Annotated in this window: 18 protein-coding genes and 1 tRNA gene; 10 read left to right on the forward strand and 9 right to left on the reverse strand. The window is 62.8% G+C overall.

Annotated elements, in window-relative coordinates; translation table 11 throughout:
* Positions 1–115 precede the first annotated feature (115 nt).
* On the reverse strand, positions 116–703 hold the full coding sequence (locus FMZ75_RS05265) for a hypothetical protein (RefSeq protein ID WP_142863568.1): 588 nt from the start codon (positions 701–703) through the stop codon (positions 116–118).
* A 166-nt stretch (positions 704–869) separates the two neighbouring features.
* Between FMZ75_RS05265 and sppA the strand changes: the two genes are divergently transcribed.
* From sppA to FMZ75_RS05290, 5 genes are all read left to right on the forward strand, one after another.
* Positions 870–1844 carry a signal peptide peptidase SppA gene (gene sppA / locus FMZ75_RS05270; protein ID WP_166141582.1) on the forward strand — a complete coding sequence of 325 codons (975 nt, stop codon included), beginning with the start codon at positions 870–872 and terminating at the stop codon, positions 1842–1844.
* Positions 1845–1888: 44 nt separating this feature from the next.
* Entirely contained in the window at positions 1889–2176 is a 288-nt protein-coding gene (ihfB, locus tag FMZ75_RS05275) for an integration host factor subunit beta (RefSeq protein ID WP_108916192.1), read from the forward strand.
* Between the two features lie 40 nt (positions 2177–2216).
* Positions 2217–2567: a lipopolysaccharide assembly protein LapA domain-containing protein gene (locus tag FMZ75_RS05280; RefSeq protein ID WP_142863571.1), complete on the forward strand. Its 351-nt coding sequence runs from the start codon at positions 2217–2219 to the stop codon at positions 2565–2567.
* 128 nt (positions 2568–2695) lie between these two features.
* Positions 2696–2771 (forward strand) — tRNA-Thr (locus FMZ75_RS05285).
* Positions 2772–2883: 112 nt separating this feature from the next.
* Positions 2884–4164 (forward strand): aminotransferase class III-fold pyridoxal phosphate-dependent enzyme, encoded by a 1281-nt coding sequence (locus FMZ75_RS05290; protein ID WP_246659907.1) that lies wholly within the window; start codon positions 2884–2886, stop codon positions 4162–4164.
* Between the two features lie 65 nt (positions 4165–4229).
* Here the strand turns inward: FMZ75_RS05290 and FMZ75_RS05295 are convergent, their stop codons facing one another.
* The 5 genes from FMZ75_RS05295 to FMZ75_RS05315 all read right to left on the reverse strand — a co-directional run bounded on the left by FMZ75_RS05295 (position 4230) and on the right by FMZ75_RS05315 (position 7716).
* Entirely contained in the window at positions 4230–5921 is a 1692-nt protein-coding gene (locus tag FMZ75_RS05295; protein WP_166141583.1) for a recombinase family protein, read from the reverse strand.
* Between the two features lie 18 nt (positions 5922–5939).
* Positions 5940–6173 carry a hypothetical protein gene (locus FMZ75_RS05300; protein WP_166141605.1) on the reverse strand — a complete coding sequence of 78 codons (234 nt, stop codon included), beginning with the start codon at positions 6171–6173 and terminating at the stop codon, positions 5940–5942.
* A 150-nt stretch (positions 6174–6323) separates the two neighbouring features.
* Complete coding sequence (locus FMZ75_RS05305) at positions 6324–6620, reverse strand: DNA-binding transcriptional regulator (RefSeq protein ID WP_026598234.1); 297 nt, start codon at positions 6618–6620, stop codon at positions 6324–6326.
* A complete protein-coding gene (locus FMZ75_RS05310; RefSeq protein ID WP_246728776.1) occupies positions 6617–6973 on the reverse strand; it encodes a type II toxin-antitoxin system RelE/ParE family toxin in 357 nt (118 codons plus the stop codon). The genes FMZ75_RS05305 and FMZ75_RS05310 overlap by 4 nt, the downstream gene beginning before the upstream one ends.
* 164 nt (positions 6974–7137) lie before the next feature.
* Positions 7138–7716: a hypothetical protein gene (locus tag FMZ75_RS05315; RefSeq protein ID WP_166141584.1), complete on the reverse strand. Its 579-nt coding sequence runs from the start codon at positions 7714–7716 to the stop codon at positions 7138–7140.
* Between the two features lie 222 nt (positions 7717–7938).
* Here FMZ75_RS05315 and FMZ75_RS05320 point away from each other — a divergent pair, with 222 nt between their 5' ends.
* Complete coding sequence (locus tag FMZ75_RS05320; protein WP_207783291.1) at positions 7939–8169, forward strand: helix-turn-helix transcriptional regulator; 231 nt, start codon at positions 7939–7941, stop codon at positions 8167–8169.
* A gap of 144 nt (positions 8170–8313) precedes the next feature.
* On the opposite strand, the gene FMZ75_RS05325 is transcribed toward FMZ75_RS05320, so the two are convergent.
* Positions 8314–10200 (reverse strand): DUF3363 domain-containing protein, encoded by a 1887-nt coding sequence (locus FMZ75_RS05325; protein ID WP_370464671.1) that lies wholly within the window; start codon positions 10198–10200, stop codon positions 8314–8316.
* Between the two features lie 649 nt (positions 10201–10849).
* Between FMZ75_RS05325 and FMZ75_RS05330 the strand changes: the two genes are divergently transcribed.
* The 4 genes from FMZ75_RS05330 (at position 10850) to FMZ75_RS05345 (ending at position 19853) form a co-directional block, all read left to right on the forward strand.
* The gene (locus tag FMZ75_RS05330) at positions 10850–11056 is read left to right on the forward strand and encodes a type II toxin-antitoxin system prevent-host-death family antitoxin (RefSeq protein ID WP_166141586.1); all 207 of its coding nucleotides are present in this window, start codon (positions 10850–10852) and stop codon (positions 11054–11056) included.
* A gap of 75 nt (positions 11057–11131) precedes the next feature.
* Positions 11132–14389, forward strand: a complete 3258-nt coding sequence (locus FMZ75_RS05335) for a helicase-related protein (protein ID WP_370464672.1) — start codon at positions 11132–11134, stop codon at positions 14387–14389.
* Positions 14386–18321, forward strand: coding sequence for a TaqI-like C-terminal specificity domain-containing protein (locus FMZ75_RS05340; protein ID WP_166141587.1), 3936 nt, complete (start codon positions 14386–14388; stop codon positions 18319–18321). The genes FMZ75_RS05335 and FMZ75_RS05340 overlap by 4 nt, the downstream gene beginning before the upstream one ends.
* 26 nt (positions 18322–18347) lie before the next feature.
* Positions 18348–19853 carry an AAA family ATPase gene (locus FMZ75_RS05345; RefSeq protein ID WP_166141588.1) on the forward strand — a complete coding sequence of 502 codons (1506 nt, stop codon included), beginning with the start codon at positions 18348–18350 and terminating at the stop codon, positions 19851–19853.
* Positions 19854–20248: 395 nt separating this feature from the next.
* On the opposite strand, the gene FMZ75_RS05350 is transcribed toward FMZ75_RS05345, so the two are convergent.
* Together FMZ75_RS05350 and FMZ75_RS05355 are read right to left on the reverse strand one after the other, a co-directional pair.
* Positions 20249–20674 carry a transposase gene (locus FMZ75_RS05350; protein WP_207783292.1) on the reverse strand — a complete coding sequence of 142 codons (426 nt, stop codon included), beginning with the start codon at positions 20672–20674 and terminating at the stop codon, positions 20249–20251.
* A 61-nt stretch (positions 20675–20735) separates the two neighbouring features.
* A partial coding sequence (locus FMZ75_RS05355; protein WP_166141590.1) for an IS66 family transposase occupies positions 20736–21357 on the reverse strand: 622 nt, incomplete at its 5' end.

Raw genomic sequence — 21357 nt, forward strand, 5'->3', positions numbered from 1 at the left:
CACCCTCCCCTTCAGGGGGAGGGTCGGCCGGCGATAAGCCGGACGGGGTGGGGTTCACGCGAAAGACTCGGGGTCGACCTCCCCCTCGAGGGGGAGGTAGAAAGGCCCGCGGCCGTCAGGCGGCCTGTCGCTTCTTCAGCGCGACATAGCCGAAGCGTCCGCCGACGCCCGCGACCAGCAGGCCGAAAAAGACGTAGGCATAGAGTTCCGTATTGTCGATCAGCCCCACGGTGAAATGGTGGCGGCCGACGAACTCCTTCGCGCCATCGTCGCTCGAAAGCCGGGCGTAGAGCGCATATTTGCCCGCCGTCTGAATATTGACGTCGAAATTGACCATGCCATTGCGAAACTTCTGCAATGGCAGGCGCAGCACAGTGTCGCTCTCGGCCGGCTCGCCGTCGCCGTCGATATCGCGGACGACGCGAATATCCCAATTCATCTCGCGCAATTCTGCGTCCGGAGCGTCCAGCGCGATCACCGTCGCGCCTGTGTCGGGAAGCACGTCGCAGACGCGATCTATGTTCTTCTTGGGCTGCATGGCGACGAATTTCATCGCCTTGCCGGCCCCGAGCGCCACGGGGCACTCGGGATCATAATAATGCCAGCCGGCCGCCTTCGCCGTAGGGGCGGAGAGAGCGGCGACGGCGAGGACGAGCGCGGCGACGAGACGCGAACAAAGACGAGGCGAGACCAATTTCCCCATTCTCCCCGAGGCTTCCGATCTGCGGCAAAACTGCAATTTTTTATACGATTTTGCAATTTCTATCCAAGCCGCCGCCAAAGAAGCCTCGCCCGGCCGATTCCCTCGTGGCCCGAAACAGGCTAGTGTCGCGCTCGTCGCGTCCCTTCTGTCGAGCCAGAGCCCCGGCATGTCGCTTCCAAACGAATATTTGATCGATCGCCGCCGCCTGCGCCGCAAGCTCGGCTTTTGGCGCGTTTTGGCCGTTCTCGCAGTGGGCGTCGCCGGCCTCGCCGCCTTCGCGCGCTTCGGCGATGGCGGGCCCGGCCCTGCGGCCAAGCTCTCCCCCCATATCGCCCGCCTCTCGATCAGCGGCATCATCACCGGCGACAAGGCGACGCTCGATCTCGTCAAATCGATCGGCGAATCACATGCGAGCGCCGTGCTGCTGAATATCGACAGCCCCGGCGGCACCACGACCGGCTCCGAGAAGCTCCATGACGAGCTGCGCCGTCTCGCCGAGAAAAAGCCCATGGTCGCCGTCGTCGGAACCATAGCGGCCTCCGGCGCCTATATCGCCGCCATCGCCTCCGACGAGATTTTCGCCTCCGGCAATTCGCTCGTCGGCTCGATCGGCGTGCTGTTTCAATTCCCCAATGTCTCGCGTCTGCTCGACACTATGGGCGTGAAGGTGGAAGAGGTGAAATCCTCGCCCTTGAAGGCCGCGCCCAATGGCCTCGAGCCGACCAGCGAGGCCGCGCGCGAGGCGATCGCCGCTCTGGTCTCCGATTCCTACGACTGGTTCAAAAAGCTGGTGAAGGACCGCCGCAAGCTCGACGACGAGGAACTCGCCAAAGTGGTCGACGGCCGCGTCTTTACAGGCCGCCAGGGCCTGCCGCTGAAGCTCGTCGACAAGCTCGGCGGCGAGCGCGAAGCCATCGAATGGCTGGAGACCAATAAGGGCGTCGCCAAAAAGCTGCCGGTGCGCGACTGGAAAGAAAAGAGCACGCTGGAGAAATTCGGCCTCGTCGAATCGATGGCGTCCGCAGCGCGGGGGCTCGGGCTTTCGGCGCTCGCCGCCGCGCTGGAGCGCATAGGCGCGGTCGCGCAGCAAGGGCTGCTTGACGGTATGGTCGCGATTTGGCACGCTCCAATGCCCGATTGAGGCTCCCGATCGATGCGGTCACGTCGGTAGAACTGGAACGTCGCATGATCAAATCTGAACTCATTCAACGTATCGCCGCCCGCAACGGGCATCTCTATCAACGCGACGTCGAGACGATCGTAAGCACGATTCTCGACGAGATCACTTTGGCGCTCGCGCGCGGGGACCGGGTCGAGCTGCGCGGCTTCGGCGCCTTTTCCGTGAAGCGGCGGGAGGCGCGCACCGGCCGCAATCCGCGCACCGGCGAGCAAGTGTCGGTGGACGAAAAATCCGTGCCCTTCTTCAAAACGGGCAAGGAGATGCGCGAGCGGCTGAACGAGGCCCACGGCTGACCCTGGAACGCGTCGCGGGCGGACGAAGTAGGAAGGTGACATGAGATCGGTTCTGCGCATCCTCGTCTTTGTTCCGCTCGGGCTGGCGTTTCTGTATTTCGCGGTGGCCAATCGGTCGCCCGTGAAGATATTTCTGGACCCGTTCCCGGGCGCCGGCGAGAGCGGCCCCTCTTTCGAGGCCCCGCTCTATCTGGTGGTTCTGGCGTCCATCGCGCTGGGCGTGATGGCGGGCGGCCTGTCGTCCTTCGTCGCGCATGGCCGCTACCGCCGCGCAGCGAAGGCCGCGCGCGCCGACGCCAAAAAAGCCCGCTCCGAGGCGGACCAATTGCGCGGCCAGGCGCTCGCGAGCCTTTCCCCGGCTCCCGGCCGCTCCTCGCGCAACGACCTTTGAAGGAACGCCGCCGTGGCGCTTGAAAAACCCATTCGGCGCCGCTAAGAGGAACGCCTCGACGCCGAACCCCGCCGGCATCTTCGCTTACGGGGCAAAGCCGAGCGGGCTCGCGCTCAGAACCTGACAATGCCGCAATAGCTCAGCTGGTAGAGCACATCATTCGTAATGATGGGGTCGGGGGTTCGAATCCCTCTTGCGGCACCAATTAAACCACCAAAAAGGTGCGCGGCGAGCTCCGACCGCGACAGCCGGGGCGAGGCGTCGCCGCCGCCATATCGGTTCGCCGGAGCCAATCGGGCTCGCACGGGTCGAAGTGTTGGAACTGCTCACATTCCCACTCCCCCTCATCATCGTCCGAGGCGGAGCGAATCCGATCTTTCGCGAGCACGCGCCGCTTCCAGCGTTCGATTCGACGCCCGGCGTCGGCGATCGGCAACCTGCCCCTATGGCCCGATCCTTGCCTATCGAGGCGAGCACAGCCCCTCGAACAGCTAACATGTCCGACCCATCGTCTGATTCGGTCAATGAGCCCAAAGATGAGGCCGCGCCTGTCGCCGACGGCGGCGCGGTCGCCGGTCCGATCGACTTTTCGGGTTCTTCGCTCGGGCTCGAGAAACATTTCGCGGCGTCGGCGCAGGACATGGTCGCGCTATCGTGCGAGCGAGGCGACGAGCCGACGGCCGCCGATCCGAGCGAGCCGCTCGCCGCGAAGATCGCGTCCATTTCTTTTGGCGACCGTGTGTTTTTTTTGCCTTCCGAGGAAGAGGCTTGGCGCTACGCGATCGAGACGATTCGGCGTTATCATCGGCTTGTCGGACGTCCGAAGCGTCGCCGACTCGTCGTCTGCGCAGGAGCGTCCGGTGAAGCCGGGGGCTTGCCTCCGGGCTTGGAAAGCGATGGCGAAGTCGTCTTGCTCCAAACCGACGATCCGATCGCATTGACCACGGAGATCGACAATAGAACCGCTGCAATTCTGATCGCTCCCGTGAGGACGAAATCCGGGTTCGAGGTTGTTCCGGGAAGGCTGCTCGCCCGACTGCGCGAGACGGCGGACGAATATGGACTTGCGCTCGTTTACGACGAAAGCGCTTGTGGCTTCGGTCGTTCAGGAATGTTCTGGGCGCATGAATGGACGGGCGTGACCCCGGATGTGATGGTCGCCCTGCATCGGCGAGGAGACGCCTCGTCGCTGGCGACGGTGATCGTCACGCAAAAAATGGCGCGCGGGGCGCCGGAGCGGCCTCTCCTCGTCGAGGGGGCCGCACTGCGCAGCGGGCGCGCCGCGGTCGATGCACTGATGTCTCGCGGCTTTTTGGAACGCGCCCAAAACCGAAGCTGGCGTCTCGAAGATCGGCTGCTCGAATTGTTCTATAAGCGCCGCGGCGCGTTTACGGCATTGAGCGGCATCGGCCTGATGCAGGGATTGGAATGCCCCGAAGAAGCCGAGCCGATGCGCGCTCGACTGGCCGAATGCGGGCTCCTCACCCGCGCCATGGGATCGTTCCTCGGCTTATTTCCTGGGCTTGCAGTCGCTGAGAGCGAAATCGACGCAGCAGTGTCGATTATCGATTCGGTTTGTGCCCGGGAAACGCGATGAGCGGAGAGATTCATTCCCGCCCGCACAGGCCCCGCAATCCGCACAATCGGCGGGGCTGGCTGCGCTCAACGGGATGGGGAGCGACGGCGGGGGGTTGATTTGGATATAGGGGCTTGGTTGCGGGGACTCGCTGCGACCGCTGGCACGAATTTCGTTCCCGATTGGTTTTCATCGGCTTTTACGAAGTCGAGAATGCCGAACAACTCGCCGCGTAGCTCGGCGTGAACCTCGCCGCGCTTCTGTCCGGGCGTCAGCACGATTTCGCCGATGAGCGAGCGTAGCGCTTCCGCCGCCTGCCTGCCGTCGTCCGTATCGTCGAGCGCTTCCGTGAAGCGGTCGATGCGAAGCCGATAGACATTGGCGATGTTGGGATGCACGTCTGGAATATCGGTCGAAGCCTGCGACAAGCGCGCGCCGATGTCCGCCTTCTGCCGTTCGAGGTCTTCCATCCGCGCCTTCATCGATGGCTGGTACAAGCCGTCCTCGATCGCCGCCATGATGCCGGCGATCGCCCGTTCGATCTTCTGAAGCGTCCGGCGGTCGACCTCGGCCTGCGCCCGCCGTTCATGGTTCAGGCGATTCATCTCTTCCGCGTAGGCGCGCACAGCCTCCGCAACCGCGTCGGAGGACACAAGGCGGTCCTTCAGCCCCGCCAGCACCCGCTCCTCGATCTTCTCGCGCGGGATGGTGCAGTTGTTGTCGCACGTCCCGCGACGATGATGGTTGAGGCAGCCGTAGCGGCCGGGAGTCAGGATGCCGAACTTGCCGCCACAGCACCCGCAGGTGAGAAGGCCGGAAAGAAGGGAGACGGGTCGGTTGGCCAGATGTAGCCGCTTCGCCCGCCCTTCCCGCGTGGTCGCAGGGTTGGAGCCGAAGACCGCCGAGATTTGCTGCTGTCGATTCCGTGCCGCCTGCCACAGATCATCGTCCACGACCCTGAGATGTGGCACTGCGGTCCTGATCCACTGGTTTTCCGGGTTCGGCCGCGAGACACGCTTGCCGGTCGCCGGGTCTTTGACGAAACGCTGCCGGTTCCACACCAGCACGCCGGCATAGAGTTCATTGTTGAGGATGCCGGAGCCGCGCGAGACGTGACCCCGAATGCTCGTGTCGCCCCAGGCGCGGCCCAACGGGCCTGGAATGCCTTCCTTATTCAGTTCGACCGCGATGGCTTTCGGGCTCTTGCCGGCGGCGAAGGCGCGGAAGATGCGCCGGACGACCGCTGCCTCCTCCGCGATGATCTCACGATCGCCCCGCATCGGCTCGCCATTGGTGTCGAGTTTTTTGGCCACGCGATAGCCGTAGCAGAGGCCGCCGCCCGCCTTGCCCTTCTCCACCCGGCCGCGCAGACCGCGATGGGTCTTCATTGCGAGGTCTTTCAGGAACAGGGCGTTCATCGTGCCCTTCAGGCCGACGTGAAGCTCGCTGATCTCGCCCTCCGCGAGAGTGATAATGGATACGCCCGCGAAGCGCAGATGCTTGAACAGCGTGGCGACATCCGCCTGATCGCGAGAAATCCTGTCCAGCGCCTCGCCCAGCACGACGTCGAACTGGCCGCGCTGCGCGTCCTGCAACAGCGACTGGATGCCGGGCCGCAGGGTTATGCTCGAACCCGAGAGGGCGGCGTCGTGATAAGCGCCCACGATATTCCATCGCTCGCGCCCCGCATGTTCCTGGCAAAGGCGAAACTGGTCCTCGATCGAGCTTTCGCTCTGATTGTCCGACGAATAGCGGGCATAGAGCGCGGCGCGGGTCATGGGCGGTCTCCGTTCCTTCTATTCCTCGTCCTCGGCGTTCTGTGCGTTTTTGGGCCTATTGTCGTTCGCGGCGCCGAGCGCCGCGAACTGCTCTCGTGCGATCCGGCGTCCGATCAGCCGTGCGATGGTGAGCGCCATCTGATCCAACTGTCGCCGCATCTCCCGATCCGGCTCATCCCGTTTGCCGTCCGGGCCTCGATTGTCGTTGGCCGGTATGAGGTCGTCCGGCTCGGATTCCGTGTCATCCGCCATGCCGTCGCTCGCTTTCTTTCCGACGTCAAACGGGCATGAAGCAGCGGCAAGTTCAGGATGAGAAGACCGAAAATCCCTTCGTCGTCCTGTAGCGCAAAAATACATGCGAACGACGGTTCTGGCGTAGACGTCCAAAACACTCTACACGCATCATACGGCCCGCAAAGCCTTCTGGACTGCCTTGGGCGCGCGCTCGATCACCAGAAGATAGGCTCTGGTCGGTCCTTCCGGCTGTCGCGAGCCTTGTTCCCAATGGCGCAGAGTGTTGACGCTGAACCCGAACCGACCCGCGAACTCTTCCTGCGTCATGTCCAGGCGTGTGCGGATCGCCTTCACGTCGATCTTCTCCGGCACATGGACGCGATAGGCGCTCTCGTCCGCCCTGCCCTCGGCATAGGTCACCGCTTCCTCGAGCCCGCGCCGGATGCTGTCGGCAACCTTGCTCATGGCGTTCTCCTCTTGAATGCCTCGACCAGCAGCATCGTAAGCTGCCGGAAGTCATTGCGGTCCTGCTGGCTCAAATCGGCCCGCTCATTCTTGGCGAAAGCGGTCAGCGCGAAGAGCGGCATGCCGGCGTCGTGGTGGAAATAGATCACCCGCGCCCCGCCTCGCTTGCCGCGGCCTTCCAATCCCCAGCGCAGCTTCCGCACGCCGCCCGTTCCGGGGATCAGATCGCCGGCCGTCGGATTGTAGGCGAGATAATCCACCAGAAGCTCCCGTTCCTCGTCGCTCATGAGCTTGCGGGTCGCCGAAAGGAATTCCGGCGTTTCGACGACGCTGATCGGAGCCGTTCGAGCCATGCGGGATACTACTCCAATGAGTCAGTCTAGGCAACTGGAGATATGATCCAACGAGTCAGATGCGCCCTCCCCGCGTTTTGTGAGCAAAGAAGCGCCTCACCACAATTTCGGGCCGAGGAAGCGCAGCTCGAAATTGTGCGATAACATCTTCGGCGCCAGCCACTTCAAAACTCGGGAAACGAGTCGAGGCGACCGATTCGGATCAAGTCGATCAGCGCCGAGCGGACTTGCGGCCAGGGAAATTCGGGGCAGTTCTCGCACCATTCACCCTCGCGGAGCACAGCGTGGAGCTTGGCGGCCACGCCTTCGACGGAAGACGCCGGCGTGGCCGCCAGCGCATCGGCGAGTTCTTTCGCTATATCTGCGGCTCGCTCCTCCTCTTTTTTCGCTTCGGAGTAGCCGACAGCCATATCGGCGGCCGCCCAGCGGGCGCGCTCATCCTCTTCCTGAGCGGCGCGGTCCGCCTCGGCGCAATCAGTATTGTCGATTGAGCAGGACTCGCGAATCAACTGCATCAATTTGGTTTCCAAGCTTTGCTGCTTCTGGCAGAGAACGTCGGCGGCGTCCTGGGCAGCCCTCCATTGTGTCCACATGGACATTGCCGCGTCGGCCGCTTCTATACGGGACGTGTCGAGAGGCGCGATTTCCCCGAAAGACGCCGGCGTGGCAGCGCCGACGCTCGCGACCAACAGGGTCCTTCGGGTGAAAGAAGGCGCACGCGTGGTAATCTCGGGTTCAGCCATGATCCGAGTTCCTCATTAGCCAGGGGGATATGCATGAGCGAGGGCCTCTCATCGTCCAGCAAGACGGCAGTTTTGCTGAGCTTTGGTCAAAGGCAAGCCTCGGCGTACGCCGGAAATAGATTTTCCGGCGTCGGATGGCGTGGTAATGGTTTTGTCACGACGCTCTCTTTTTAGCGCCGAATTCTAATAACGTCAACCCAAAAATAGAACGACGTGCTAAAAATGCTAGCTGTTCAATGCAAGATGGCGCGCGTCGCCCTGGGAATTGGCGTGCGGGAGCTGGCAGAACTGGCGCAGGTCGCGCCGGCGACGGTTTCTCGTCTCGAGGCGGGAGAGGAACTGAAACCCCGCACGGTCGCTGCGATCCGCACGGCCCTCGAAGCGGCGGGCGTGATCTTCGTCGAGGAGAATGGCGAGGGGCCGGGTGTGAGGCTACGGAAAAAACAGCCATGAGCCGGTAGCGGCGGCTGGTCGGCCAACCTCGGCTCACGGCAAGGCTGACGATTCCTTTCAAGTGGCCGTCGCTGCGCTGTCGCTGCGCCTGTACCGCTTTGCAAGAACTCGCTTGCGGCTCCAAAATGGAAAGGAGCAACTCCATCACAGCCCCAGCCCGCGCTTCCGGCCGAGGTCCCACTCGATTCCGCCACCATCGCGGTGGGCACCGCTGAGATATTGGCCGATGCGCTTTTCGAGAACGGGTTGCCAGGGCACGAGCTGGAAGCCGAGACCATCCTCGATCATCGCAAAGCGACCACTGGCGAGATTGGCGACGCCAGCCAGCCGCCCCGACACATATTCGCCCGGCCCGCTCGGCGAATACGACAGCCCGCGCTCCGCGGCCATCTGCCGGCCGACGCGCTCCACCTCCCGCCGCTCCAGCGTGGCGATGGCGCCGCGCGGGAAGGAGATGGATTTTCCGTCGTCCGTCGCGAGGCCCATTTCCACCAGCCGCTCTCCGCGCCGGTGGAGCGCGTTCTTCACGTCGCGACCGAAGCCTGCTTCTGCTAACGGAATCGGCTTGTCGGCGACGAGTTCGCGGTCGAGCCAGGTCGCTCCGTCGCTCGCGATCTGCCGTTCGAGGTCGAAGGTCGAGAGCATGCGCACGCGGAGTCCATCGCCGCCCTGAGCGAGGTCATAGGCTCGGCCGCGCTCGACAATATCCTTCGGGACGCGCCAATGGTCCGCGTCGACGCGTTCGACGTGCCCGGCCCGGCGTAGCGCCTCCAGCCGGCGGACATGGAAGCGGACGAATGCGTCCGGGTCCTTGCCCTGCCGCTCGAAGCTCTCGCGAATGCGTTCGAGATGAGCGCTCGGCCGGTAGACGCCGTCGTTCTCCGCGACGATGGCGATGTTGCGGTCGGCAGGCCTCGGACAGGAAACGGCGGGCGCAGCTTCAACGATCATGCCTCGGCCGATCTCCTCGATGCGAATTGGATCGGCGAACTCCATGTGATGGACTCGTCCGTCGACGCCGTCGACGATGAGGTAGACTCGATCACTCATCTCGTCGCCGGCCAGCCCTTTCGCCAGCACCCGGCCGACGATCGGCTCCTTTCCGGTCTCCCCGTGACAAGCATATTGCGCGACGCCACGCTCGTCTGCCAGGCCGTGACCGGCCAGCGCCCGACGAATGGTCGCGGTCGCTTCGTTGCGCGCTCCCAATTCTTTCAGCATCGGCTCGGCGCGGTCGGAAATGGTCCACCGTTCCGTCTCGAGTTCGGCAGCGAGCCCGTAGCGCTCTAGACGCCGCACGCGGCCGAGTAGCAGCGCTCGGTTCTCTCGGACAAGATAGGAGGCGCCTTCCCCAGGTCTGAGATCAATGACGCCTTGTTCGCGCTGCTCGGCGAGCAACATCTTGTCGAGCCGCGTCAGCCGCTCCGCCGCAACTTCGTTCGCGAGCTTCGTCTGAAGCTCGATCTCGCTCTGATGGCCGAGTTCCAGCGTGACCAGCTCGCTGGCTCGATGACGAACGCCGTGAGCGATATAGTCGCCGGCGATATTGAGGATACGACCGTCGTCGAGCACGCCCCGGACGATGATATGGGTATGAGGATGGCCGGTGTTGTGATGATCGACGGCGATCCAGTCGAGGCCCGTGTCGAGGTCCTTCTCCACCTGCCGCATGAGGTCGCGGGTGAAGCCTCGCAGGTCAGCAATGTCGCTGGCGTCCTCCGGCGCGACGATGAAACGGAACTGATGACGATCGTCGCGTCCGCGCTCGGCAAAGGCGCGGCCGTCTGCCTCATTCTCGATCGCCGAATAGGCGTGGCCCTTCTCGCCATCGCGGGTGACGCCATCGCGTTCGAGATAGCGGAGATGTGCGTCGACGGCCTTGCTCGCGGCGCCGCGCATCTTCGCACTATGAGAGCCGCGTTGAGGATTGAGCTTCACGACACGCGCCTTGATGACGACGCGACGCGATCGAAACCGTCCGGCGGAGTCGCGCCGCCAGCCGCCGCCGTCTCTCGGCAGCGACGCCGCCACCTTCGCGCCTCGTCCCCGCGCGTTGAACCGGCCGCTTCCTTCTCCTTTCCGGCCGCTAGCCGCCGCCGGACCTCGGCCGATCCGGCCCGGATCGCCGCCAGCCTTTTGGACGGCGATCTCGACCTGTCGGACGAAGGAAAGCGAGCGCGGACGGACGCTCCTTCCGCCAGCTCGGGACCGGCCGGGTCTAACGTGAAAATCGTCTCTGTCGTCGCTCGCCATATCGAGACGATCCGCGCCGAAATCGGTCTGCGCAATGGCCTTCGAACGCCGATCGCATAGGAGCGCAAAAAGACCGGCGGTAGCGTACAAGCGGCGGGACATGCCACGTCGCACCTCCCGAGTTCTGGCCTCTATGAGGCTGATAATACGCGTGAAAACTGCTCGGCTAGAAACCGTCGCACATCGCGCTGCGCCATACGCGCGCATTTGTAGGCCAGAAAAACCAATGTGCAGACAATCACTTACGAGCGCAGCGAGGCGCGAACGTCAGTTCGCTTTATCTTGCCCTCATCGGCCGTCTCTTCTCTGGGGCGGCGCTCGACTTCAAACACCGCTTTCCACACCCGAATCAGACCACCAATGACGCCATTGCTGAAAAGAGCTACTTCGCCCTAAATGGCGCAATGGATCGCCACGGGATTCGGCCATGAAAACCATGTCGGCGCGCGAAGCGAAGAACGGCTTCGGGCTGATGATCGACACCACGCGTGCAGAACCAGTGCTGATCGAAAAGCACGGGCGCGGCGTGGTGGTGGTCGTCTCGGTGGAAGAATATGAACGGCTTTCCGTGCAATCTGGACGCGCGGATAAGGGGGAAGCGGGGACCAAGGGGGCGTCGAAAGGTGGCCAATGAAGCGTCCGCGCGTTGAGATAGACTTGGTCGTTGAACGTGCCGTCGCCACTGTCATCAGGCGACATTGAATGAGGAGTGAGCGTGAAAACGGGACGATCGGGCATCAGGGATAACCGTAGCAGGGGGGCGGTCCACGAGTTCATCACTGAGCGCGCGATTCCTGACAGCCATCTGTCCGTTGTCTCGGCCTATTTCACGACCTTCGCTTACGATCGTCTCCGCACGACGTTGGACAGCGTCGGACATATGCGTCTCCTCTTCGGCGAGCCGAGGTTTCTGAAGGACGCGGACAATGCCGGTCTCGTGCCGCCCGCTTTCTCGTTCGATGAGTCCGGGCTGCGCCTCACCGAGCAAATCCGACAGCGGGCCGCCGCGTTGCGGTGCGCCCAATGGATCAAGGATCGCGTCGAAATACGGTCGGTCAAGCGCTCCGGCCTGCTGCACGGAAAGCTCATCCATATCGACGATGGACGCCGTCCGCACGCCGTGCTCGGCAGTTCGAACTTTACGATCAACGGGCTCGGACTGGGCGACTCGCCGAACATCGAACTCAATCTGATCGTCGATAGCGATCGCGACCGGGAGGACCTGCTCGCCTGGTTCGACGAGCTATGGAACGACGCCGGCTTGACCGAGGACGTGCGAGAGGAAGTGCTGCGCGCACTCCAAGCTAGCTACGCCCACGCCGCACCCGAGTTCGTCTATTTCAAGACTCTGTTGCATTTGTTCGGCGACTTCCTGACCGACCAAGCGGCGGAAGAGGCGCTGCTCCAACAAACGGCGTTCGAGCAGACCGCGATCTGGCGCACGTTGTTCGATTTCCAGCGCGACGGCCTGCGCGCCGTGCTTGCCAAGATCGAAAAACATGGTGGCTGCATCCTCGCCGACAGCGTCGGTCTGGGCAAAACCTTCACCGCTCTGGCCGTCATCAAGTGGTTCGAGAAGCGCAACAAGAACGTGCTCGTGCTGTGCCCGAAGAAGCTGCGCGAGAACTGGACCGACTACCTCGCCACGAACAACAGCGCGATGAACCCGCTGCGCGAAGACAGGTTCGGTTACACCGTCCTGTCTCATACCGATCTTTCGCGTGAGAAGGGCAAGGTCGGCGACATTGACCTCACACGAATCGAATGGGGCAACTACGATCTCGTTGTCATCGACGAGTCCCATAATTTCCGAAGCGCATCCCGGAACAGGACCGCAGGCGGACGCCGCAGCCGCTACGAGCGGTTGATGGACGAAGTCATCAAGGCCGGTCTCCCGACCAAGGTTCTGCTGCTCTCGGCTACGCCGGTGAATAACGATCTGAGCGATCTCAAAGCCCAACTCGACCTGATTTCCGCCGACAGGGGAGAAGGTTTTACGGACCTCGGCGTGCCCAACCTGGGCACGCTGATCGGCGGCGCCCGACGACGCTTTGCCGATTGGGCGAAAAGCGGCAGCCGCGATGCTGGCGAGCTGCTGAACAAGCTGCCGCCCGCTTTGTTCGGCCTGCTCGACGGCGTGACCATCGCGCGCTCGCGGAAGCACGTCGAGCGCCACTACGCTGCTTCGATGGAAAAGATCGGCGGGTTTCCAAAACGGGCCGCGCCCGAATCCGTTTTCGCCAGCATCGACAGCCAAGGCGGTTTTCCCGCATTCGAGGATGTGGACGCCGCTATTGGCAAGCTGGAACTGGCGCTTTACGGCCCGTTGACCTTCGTGCTTCCCGAGTATCGTGCCCTCTACGACAAGGGGGGGAATTTCGACCAGGCCAATCGCGAAAAATACCTCATCGCGATGATGAAGGTCGGCTTCCTCAAGCGGCTGGAAAGCTCGGTAAGCTCTTTCCGCCAAACGATGGATCGCATGATCGCCCGCATTGACCAGCGGCTTGGCGATCTCGACAGCTTCGACGCGACGGCGGCCATCGACGCGCCGGCGCCGGACGAGATTGAGCTGGATGACGAGTTGGAGGAAGCCTTCGAGGTCGGCGGCGCGCTGAAATACAACCTCGCTCACATCGACCGGCCGGCGTGGAAGGCGGCGCTGACGCGCGACCGCGACCGCATCGCCGCACTGACCGCCGAAGCGCGCAAGGTCACGCCGGGTCGCGATGCCAAGCTGGCCCGGCTCAAGGACATCATCCGCGCTAAGGCGAATAAGCCCACCGCCAACCGCGACGGCGAGGCCAACCGCAAGATCATCCTGTTCACGGCCTTCACCGATACCGCCCGCTATCTCTATGAGGAGTTGCTGCCCCTGGCGCGCGAATGCGGGCTGCAAGCGGCGCTGGTGACGGGCGATGGCTGTAAGGCGAACTTCGGCCGGGCGCGCTTTCAGGACGTGCTGGTCAACTTCGCGCCGCGCGCCAAACGCCGGGCCTTGATGCGGGGTGCCGAGACCAGCGGTGAAATCGACCTGCTGATCGCCACCGACTGCATCTCCGAGGGCCAGAATCTCCAGGACGCCGATCTGCTGGTGAATGTGGATATTCACTGGAATCCGGTGCGCCTCATTCAGCGCTTCGGGCGAATCGACCGGATCGGCAGTCGCAACGCTGCGATCCGCATGGTCAATTTCTGGCCGACCGAGGACCTGAACAGGTATTTGCGCTTAAAGGATCGGGTGGAGGCCCGCATGGCGTTGGTCGATCTTTCGGCTACCGGCGACGACGATTTGCTCAACGCGCGCGCCGAAGCCGACGGCGACGCGCGCTGGCGCGACGAGCAACTGCTCCGCCTGAAGGATGAGGTGTTCGACCTGGAGGAAACCGGCGGCGGCGTGACGCTAGCCGATTTCGCGCTCGACGATTTCCGCGCGGACCTTCTCGGTTTTGCGCGGGCCAACGAGCAGGCGTTACGCGACGCGCCGCTGGGGCTCCACGCAATCGTCCCCGGCGAGGTCGAGGGCGGCGCCGTCGATCCCGGTGTGATCTTCTGCCTTCGTCGCCGTCCGCCTGATCCGAACCCGGAGCAGGCGAAGATCAACCCCCTCGATCCCCACTATCTCGTCTATGTGAAGGATGATGGGTCGGTTCGCCTTGGCTTCGGCCAGCCCAAGCCAATCCTGGAAGCGTATCGCTCGCTCTGCTTGGGCCATGACGAGCCTTTCGAGGCGCTGTGCAATGCCTTCGACGACGAGACGGACCACGGCGAGAAGATGGACCGTTACGATGGGTTGATCCGCGCCGCCGTCGCCTCGGTCGGCGAGACCTCAGCGACGCGCACCTTGGCGGCGCTGACAGGCTCGCGCGGCGCGCGGGTGCCCGACGGGGGCGCGCAGGCCCGCGCCAGCTTGGATTACGACCTTATCACCTGGCTCATCGTCCGACCGGCGGCGAGGGTGGCATGAGCTACACCGCAGAACGTCTTGCTGCGATCCGCAATGCGGTTTCAGGGCTTGCCGACGCAGACCTCGCGGGCGCAGGTCGGAAGCTGCTTGATGTTATGGGCTATCGGAGCCCGAAGACGCTGGACGCTCCTTCCGCACCGGGCCAGTTCCTTGCCGCGCTGGGCATGGACGCGGCGCGTTTTGAGACCGTCCGCTGGCGCGCGGTGCATTTCCTCTTTCAGCTCACCGGCGATGAACTGCCGGCCCTGTCGCGCGGCAGCGATCCAGCCACTGGCGAGAGCTTCCAGCGCGGGGCGATCGATTCCTTCGTCGTCCTCGCCATCGACCTCGACGACGGCGGCTGGTCGCGCCGCCAGCTTGTGGCGATCGTGCGCGCCCTCAATCGCGGATTCGCGATGCCCGCAATCGTCCTGTTCCGCCACGGCAGGCAGGCGACACTGACCGTGATCGACCGCCGCGCCAACCGGCGCGATGCCTCGCGTGACGTAGTCGGCGGCCGGATCAGCCTGGTCAAAGACATCAACCTCGCCCGGCCTCACCGCGCCCATGTCGAAATCCTGGCCGACCTGTCGCTCGCCGCGCTCGCCCGGCGCAGGGCTCCGTCGGATTTCCGCGCGCTCTATGACCTTTGGCTGGAGACGCTGTCGGCCGCCGAACTCAACAAGCGCTTCTATGAGGAGTTGGCCGACTGGTTCGCCTGGGCCAGCACAAGCGCGCCGCTCGCCTTCCCCAAGGGACAGGGCGCTGGCGAGGGCGCCAATGAAATCGCGCTGATCCGCCTGCTCACGCGACTGATGTTCGTCTGGTTCATCAAGGAAAAGGGCCTCGTTCCCGAGGCGCTGTTCGACGGACTTTCGCTGGCGAAGCTGCTGAAGGAGCCGCCCTCCGCCACGCCCGGCGGTTACGGCTATTACCTCGCCGTCCTCCAGAACCTGTTCTTCGCCACCCTCAATACCGAAATGCCCGAACGGCGCTGGCGGCAGGACGATGGCGGGCAATCGAAGGACTATCTCGGCCACCACGTCTATCGCCACGCCGCCCTGTTCGCCGAGCCGGACAAGGCGCTGGAAGCCTTCGCCAGCGTGCCGTTCCTCAACGGCGGTCTGTTCGAATGCCTGGATACCGAGACCTCCAGCGACGATCCGCGCGCGAGCCATGCCGAGCGGGAGCGCCAGCGGCTGATCCTGCGCATAGACGGCTTTTCCGATCAGCCGGACAAGCAGCCGCGCCTGCCAAACGCCCTGTTCTTCGGCGGAGCGAAGGGCGTCGATCTCTCCGGCTGGTTCGAGAAGGCCAAGGCGCCGCGCGACGTGCCCGGCCTGATCGACCTGTTCGAGCGCTACAAATTCACCGTCGAGGAGAACACCCCGCTCGAAGAGGAAGCCGCCCTCGATCCGGAACTTCTGGGCAAGGTGTTCGAGAACCTGCTCGCCTCCTACAACGAGGACACCAAGACCACCGCCCGCAACAAGTCGGGCAGTTTCTACACCCCGCGTGAGGTGGTCGATTTCATGGTCGACGAGGCGCTGCTCGCCTGGCTGCTGCCGAAGCTCCCGAGCGAATTGGGATTGGAGTCCGACGGCGGAGACGAAACCCGCCTCCGTGCTTTGCTCAGCTTCGCCAGCCGTTCGCACGATTTCAGCTCGGCCCAGGTGGATGCACTGATCGCCGCCATCGAAAGCTGCAAGGCTATCGACCCCGCCGTGGGATCTGGCGCCTTCCCGCTCGGCCTGTTGCAGAAGCTGGTCCACATGCTCGACGTGCTGGATCCCGGCGGGGAAAAGTGGAAGGCGCGCAACCGGCTCTATTACGAACGCCGGCTCGCCGAGGCCGCAGCCATTCCCGCCGCCAATGAGCGCGCCGCCGAGATCGAGAAGGCGGAGGAGGCGCTCGCCGAATTCGACGCCAAGTTCGAAAGCGGCCATTATCCAGATTACACACGCAAACTGTTCCTGATCGATCGCTGCCTTCACGGCGTGGATATTCAGCCGATCGCCGTGCAGATCGCCAAGCTGCGCTGCTTCATCAGCCTGGCGGTCGAGCAGAAGGAAAATCCCAACCGCCCCAATCGCGGCATCACGCCGCTGCCCAACCTCGAAGCCAAGTTCGTCGCCGCCAACACGTTGACCCCGCTGCATCGGGAAAAGCAGGGTTGGCTGCCGACTCAGGACTTAAAGACCAAGCAACAGGCTTTGCGCGAGGCCAACCGATCCTTCTTCGCCGCCGCTAACGGGGCCGCCAAACGTGCAGCTCAGAGGCGGATCAAGAAACTACGAGAGGAAATCGCCGAAGAGGTGGAGCATGAGCACACCTTCGCCGGCGATGACGCCAGGAAGTTGGCGGCGTGGGACCCGTTCGATCCCAACGCCTTCGCGCCCTTCTTCGATGGCGAATGGATGTTCGGGCTCGACGCTTCGACCGACGAAGGTTGGTTCGATATCGCCTTCGCCAACCCGCCCTATATCCGGCAGGAAAAGATCGAGAGCTTCCGCGTCAACGACAAGCCGGTGATCGCCAAATCCCAGCTCAAGGCGGACTACAAGACCTTCGCCGGTACGGCCGACATCTATGTTTATTTTTACGAGCGCGCGCTCCGGCTGCTGAAGCCAGCGGGTGCACTCGCCTTCATCACGTCCAATAAATGGTATCGCATAAACTATGGTAAGGGCCTGCGTGATTGGCTGAGCACCCACGCCCGTATCCTAAGGATCATCGATTTCGGCGATGCGCCAGTGTTCGAGGCGATCGCCTATCCCACGATTCTGGTCGGCACACGCAAAGTCGCACCAAGCAAACCCGGATCAAGCGAAACCGTCCGCGCGCTCAATTGGGTTCCCGTTGAAGGTGAAGACCCCAAGGAATCGGTCAAGCGCTTCCCCGAACGCTTCGCTGCAGAGGCCTTTGAAATGCCTCAGTCTGAGTTGGCAGATAGCACTGATTGGCAATTTATCCCGCGATCGTCAGGGGAAATACTATCTCGCCTTCGGTCAACTCCACTATCCGTCCAAGATTTCACAATCGATACGGTATATCGCGGTATTACAACTGGTTACAACGATGCCTTCGAGATCGACGAGACGGAGCGGTTAGCCCTCATCAGAGAAGACCAATCTTCGAGTGAACTCATCAAACCGTTGCTGAAAGGGAAGGACCTATCACGTTGGACCACACCAACAGCGACTAGGTGGATAATATTTGCCCGAAGGGGTACCCGACTCACGGACTATCCCGCCATCGAACGCCACCTCTCCCGCTTTAGGGACAGATTGGAACCGAAGCCAAAAGGCTGGACGGGGGCTTGGTCGGGGCGCAAACCCGGAAGCTACGAGTGGTTTGAAATTCAGGACAATGTCGCCTACTGGCCCATTTTCGAGAAAAAGAAAATCATATCAAACAAGGTTACAGATAAGCCAAATTTTTCAATTGATACCAGAAAATCATATCTCGCAAACACGGCCTACTGTTTCGAAGCAAGAGAGACTGAGTTCATTGCGGGAATTCTGAACTCAAGCACCCTACATTATGTAGCGAAGCGGGTTTTCGCCGACAAGGAAGGAGGATTCTATGAGGTGCAGCCGGCCGCACTCCTTGATCTTCCGATTCCTAGTTGCAGAGACGAAGATAAGGGCCTCTTCGTGGCTGTTGTGAATGCCTTGGTCGCTGGGGCAGACCGCCCCCGCTTCGAAGCCCTGATCAACGCCTTCGTTTACGAGCTGTTCTTCGCCGACGAACTGCACGCACGCAACCTGTATCCCTTCGCGGCCGCACGCGAGGCGGGGCTGATGAATCTCGCGGCCCTTGAAGGCCCCGCGCTCGCCCGCGCCGCCGACGACTGGTCCCGTCATCTCGCCGACCCCGCCCACCCCCTCTACGCCACCCTCTTCGACCTGCAATCCATCGACGCGGTGAGGATCATCGAGGGGCGAACTTGAAAATGGAGGATGGGGGTGGAGAACAGATGGCTGTGGAGGTGGCGGCAAACGCGCCGCCACCTCCACAGCCACTCAGAATCGAAAGCCTGTTGCTGCGTGCCTATCGCGCCTTCAGCGCCGAACTAGAAATCCCGGTCCACGGCCGCAATTTGATCGTCTACGGTGAGAACGGCGCAGGCAAATCTTCGATCTACAAGTCGCTCCGCGACCTGTTCGCCCGGCGCCCACGTCGGGACGCTTTGAAAAGCAATGCCCATGTTCACGCGCTCGACCCGAGTCTGACGCCGCGCGTCGCCGTCACCTTCAATGACGGCGCCCCGCCACTCGAATGGACTGAGGCCAAGCACCCCGGCCTGCCGACGGCAGACCCGCGCGTGGCGCTGGCGGCGCTCCGCAGTTCTTTCCTCGACTATCATGCGCTGCTGGAAACCAACGCTTTCCACGGCCAGCGCCGCCCGAATCTGTTCGACCTCGCCATCGAAACCCTGCTCGCCGATTTCGCTGACGCCACATCCGGCAAGACGCTCGCCGAGCGATGGACGGAGACCGAGCGTGCCAGGCCACTCGTCCATCGTTCGAACACTAATTATCTGACCCAGGTCGAGACTGCTTGTGCGGCCTTCAACGCCGGCTTGGAAGCAGCGCTCGACGCCATGTTGCCGATCATCAACGACCTGCTCAGCGATCTCGGCCGACACGAGATGCGGATCGAGGCGCTCGAGCGCGGGACTGTCCGCTACAACGATGCGCGGCTGAAGAAGGATCGCGGTTTCACCGGGAAGGAACTGTATGCGAAGCTGGAGTTTCGAGGGTATTACCCACAACAGCCGCAGCATTTCCTGAACGAGGCACGGCTTTCAGCCCTGGCGCTGGCCTTCTATTTAGCTGGCCGTCTCGCCTGCGTGCCCTCGGCGCCCTCGCCCGCGCTCAAGCTGCTGGTGCTCGATGATGTGCTGGTCGGCCTCGACTATGCCAACCGCCGGCCGTTGCTGGCTGTGCTGGAGAAGCACTTCTCTGACTGGCAAATCGTGCTGCTCACCCACGACCGCCATTGGTTCGAGGTCGTGCGCGCCGCCATCCCGACCGATCGTTGGACGTGTCATGAGATGTACGAGATGGTCGCGGTGACGGGCGAGGCGACGCCTTATCTGCGCCCGGTGCCGTCAGACATCGCGAAAGCCACGCTCAAACAGGCTCGCGATTTCATCGCTCAGAAACATCTGCCCGCTGCTGCTAACTACGCACGGTCGGCTTGTGAATTGTTGCTACGCAAGCAATGCGAAGACAAGAAAGTCTCGTTCCATTACAAGCCCGATCCCAAGAAAATCACCTTCGAGCAGCTCAAAAGCGGGCTTGAGGGCAAACTTGCCGGGGATCAGCCGAAACTCGACGCGCTGGCGGCGATCACGCCCCATCAGGCTCGTATCCTCAACCCGCTGTCGCATGACCCCACGACTTCGCTCAATGAAGCCGAGGTGGTCGCGGCCATCGACACGGTCGAAGCCTTGATGACGGCGCTGCGAACCCCATGACCGAATTGGCGTGCGGCGTCATAGGGCTATAGCGTAAACGTAGCTCTCATCATCGCCTGTCGCGCCGGTCGGGACAGAGATGCGAACGCTTATACGATTGAAATCATGCTATAAAAATGTAGGCCGAGCCCGCTCGACCCAGGCCCTGAGTATCCGGCGCCTACCGCGCCGCTCCTCCTGGATCGGTCAGTACAGCCGAACCGTTCGTCTCGCGCCGCCTTCAGATGTGCGGCGGGCTCGTAGAGCCCGCCGCATGGAAGCTGGCGTCCGGCGGAGGCCGAGCGCTGCGAAGGAAGCGTAGAATGAAACGACACGAGCGCGTTGCGCGCCCCGCCGAGCGGTTCAGTCAAATTCCCATGGATGTCTCGCCCCGATCCGCGCCACGGCTGTCCGGTTCAAGATGAGCATAGTATCATCTCGTATTGGTCTGGATTTAGATCGTTCTTCGGCGGCGACGCGCGCATGTCGAGGACGCTCTTGCGATGCATGAGGTTGGCTTTCACAAGTCTTGCGAGATCGAGGAAGCCGCGACTATTCTTTTCGATGCTTTGCGCGAGGCGCAGCAGCAAATGCGCGATGAGCGCCGCCGTAAGCTGGATGCGCACCGCGTTTTGCGAGCGACCCATCAGCCGCTTGATACGAAGCGTCTGTTTCATCAAGCGAAAAAACAGCTCGATCAGCCAGCGGCGCTTGTAGAGGTCGGCGATCTCGTCCGCTGGCGCGTCGAGATCATTGCTGAGCAGCCGCAGCGTCTTGCGTAAGCGCCGTTTCCGTCCCATTGCCGCTGGAATGGAAGAGCAGCTTGCAATTCGTTGCGACAAGGCATTGCAAGCCTTTGGCGCAAAGCTTTGCCAGCGATTGGTTCAGCGTGCGGGCAAGCGATCAGGCGGCCGGCGTCGGCGACGAGGATTTGAAGGCCCAGGGCATCAGCTCGTCGATGCGCGACTGCGGATGGCCATCGGCGATCGCCTCGAGCGTCGCCTTCATCCAGGCATAGGGATCGACGCTGTTCAACTTGCATGTCGCAATGAGCGAAGCGAGACGTGACCATGTACGTCCACCTTCATCGTGCCCCGCGAATAACGCATTCTTGCGCGTGAGAGTCAGCGGCCGAATCTGATTTTCGACGAGGTTGGTGTCCATCTCGACGCGTCCATCGTCGAGGAACAGGGTCAACCCGCCCCAATGGTTCAGAAGATAGGCGACGGCCTTGCCCATGTCGCTACGGCCGGACAGGCGCGCGGCCTGGGCGCGCAAAAACTCTTCGAGCTCGGCGACGAGAGGCCGCGACCGCTCGGCGCGAACGCTCTGCCGGATCGCCGCCTCTTTGCCCCTGATCTGCGCCTCGATTGCGTATAGCGCGGCGATGCGTGTCAGGATCGCCTCGGCGATGGGCGAGCCCGCCTTCGGCGTGGCGGCGATGATCTCGCGCCTGCCATGGCTCCAACACCAGGCGAGCCGCAATGGCGCGCCGCCTTTGCGTTCTGGGCGAGCCAGACGATGA

This window comes from Methylosinus sp. RM1 (assembly GCF_011378635.1).
In the GTDB taxonomy this organism is placed as follows: Bacteria; Pseudomonadota; Alphaproteobacteria; order Rhizobiales; family Beijerinckiaceae; genus Methylosinus; species Methylosinus sporium.

Coding starts and splice junctions, on each gene's coding strand:
- FMZ75_RS05305 (WP_026598234.1), bottom strand. CDS start 6,620: ATGAGCAAGGTTGCCGACAGCATCCGGCGCGGGCTCGAGGAAGCGGTG.
- FMZ75_RS05340 (WP_166141587.1), top strand. CDS start 14,386: ATGAGCTACACCGCAGAACGTCTTGCTGCGATCCGCAATGCGGTTTCA.
- FMZ75_RS05315 (WP_166141584.1), bottom strand. CDS start 7,716: ATGGCTGAACCCGAGATTACCACGCGTGCGCCTTCTTTCACCCGAAGG.
- FMZ75_RS05280 (WP_142863571.1), top strand. CDS start 2,217: ATGAGATCGGTTCTGCGCATCCTCGTCTTTGTTCCGCTCGGGCTGGCG.
- FMZ75_RS05310 (WP_246728776.1), bottom strand. CDS start 6,973: ATGGCTCGAACGGCTCCGATCAGCGTCGTCGAAACGCCGGAATTCCTT.
- FMZ75_RS05345 (WP_166141588.1), top strand. CDS start 18,348: ATGGCTGTGGAGGTGGCGGCAAACGCGCCGCCACCTCCACAGCCACTC.
- sppA (WP_166141582.1), top strand. CDS start 870: ATGTCGCTTCCAAACGAATATTTGATCGATCGCCGCCGCCTGCGCCGC.
- FMZ75_RS05320 (WP_207783291.1), top strand. CDS start 7,939: ATGCTAGCTGTTCAATGCAAGATGGCGCGCGTCGCCCTGGGAATTGGC.
- FMZ75_RS05330 (WP_166141586.1), top strand. CDS start 10,850: ATGAAAACCATGTCGGCGCGCGAAGCGAAGAACGGCTTCGGGCTGATG.
- ihfB (WP_108916192.1), top strand. CDS start 1,889: ATGATCAAATCTGAACTCATTCAACGTATCGCCGCCCGCAACGGGCAT.
- FMZ75_RS05265 (WP_142863568.1), bottom strand. CDS start 703: ATGGGGAAATTGGTCTCGCCTCGTCTTTGTTCGCGTCTCGTCGCCGCG.
- FMZ75_RS05295 (WP_166141583.1), bottom strand. CDS start 5,921: ATGACCCGCGCCGCGCTCTATGCCCGCTATTCGTCGGACAATCAGAGC.
- FMZ75_RS05300 (WP_166141605.1), bottom strand. CDS start 6,173: ATGGCGGATGACACGGAATCCGAGCCGGACGACCTCATACCGGCCAAC.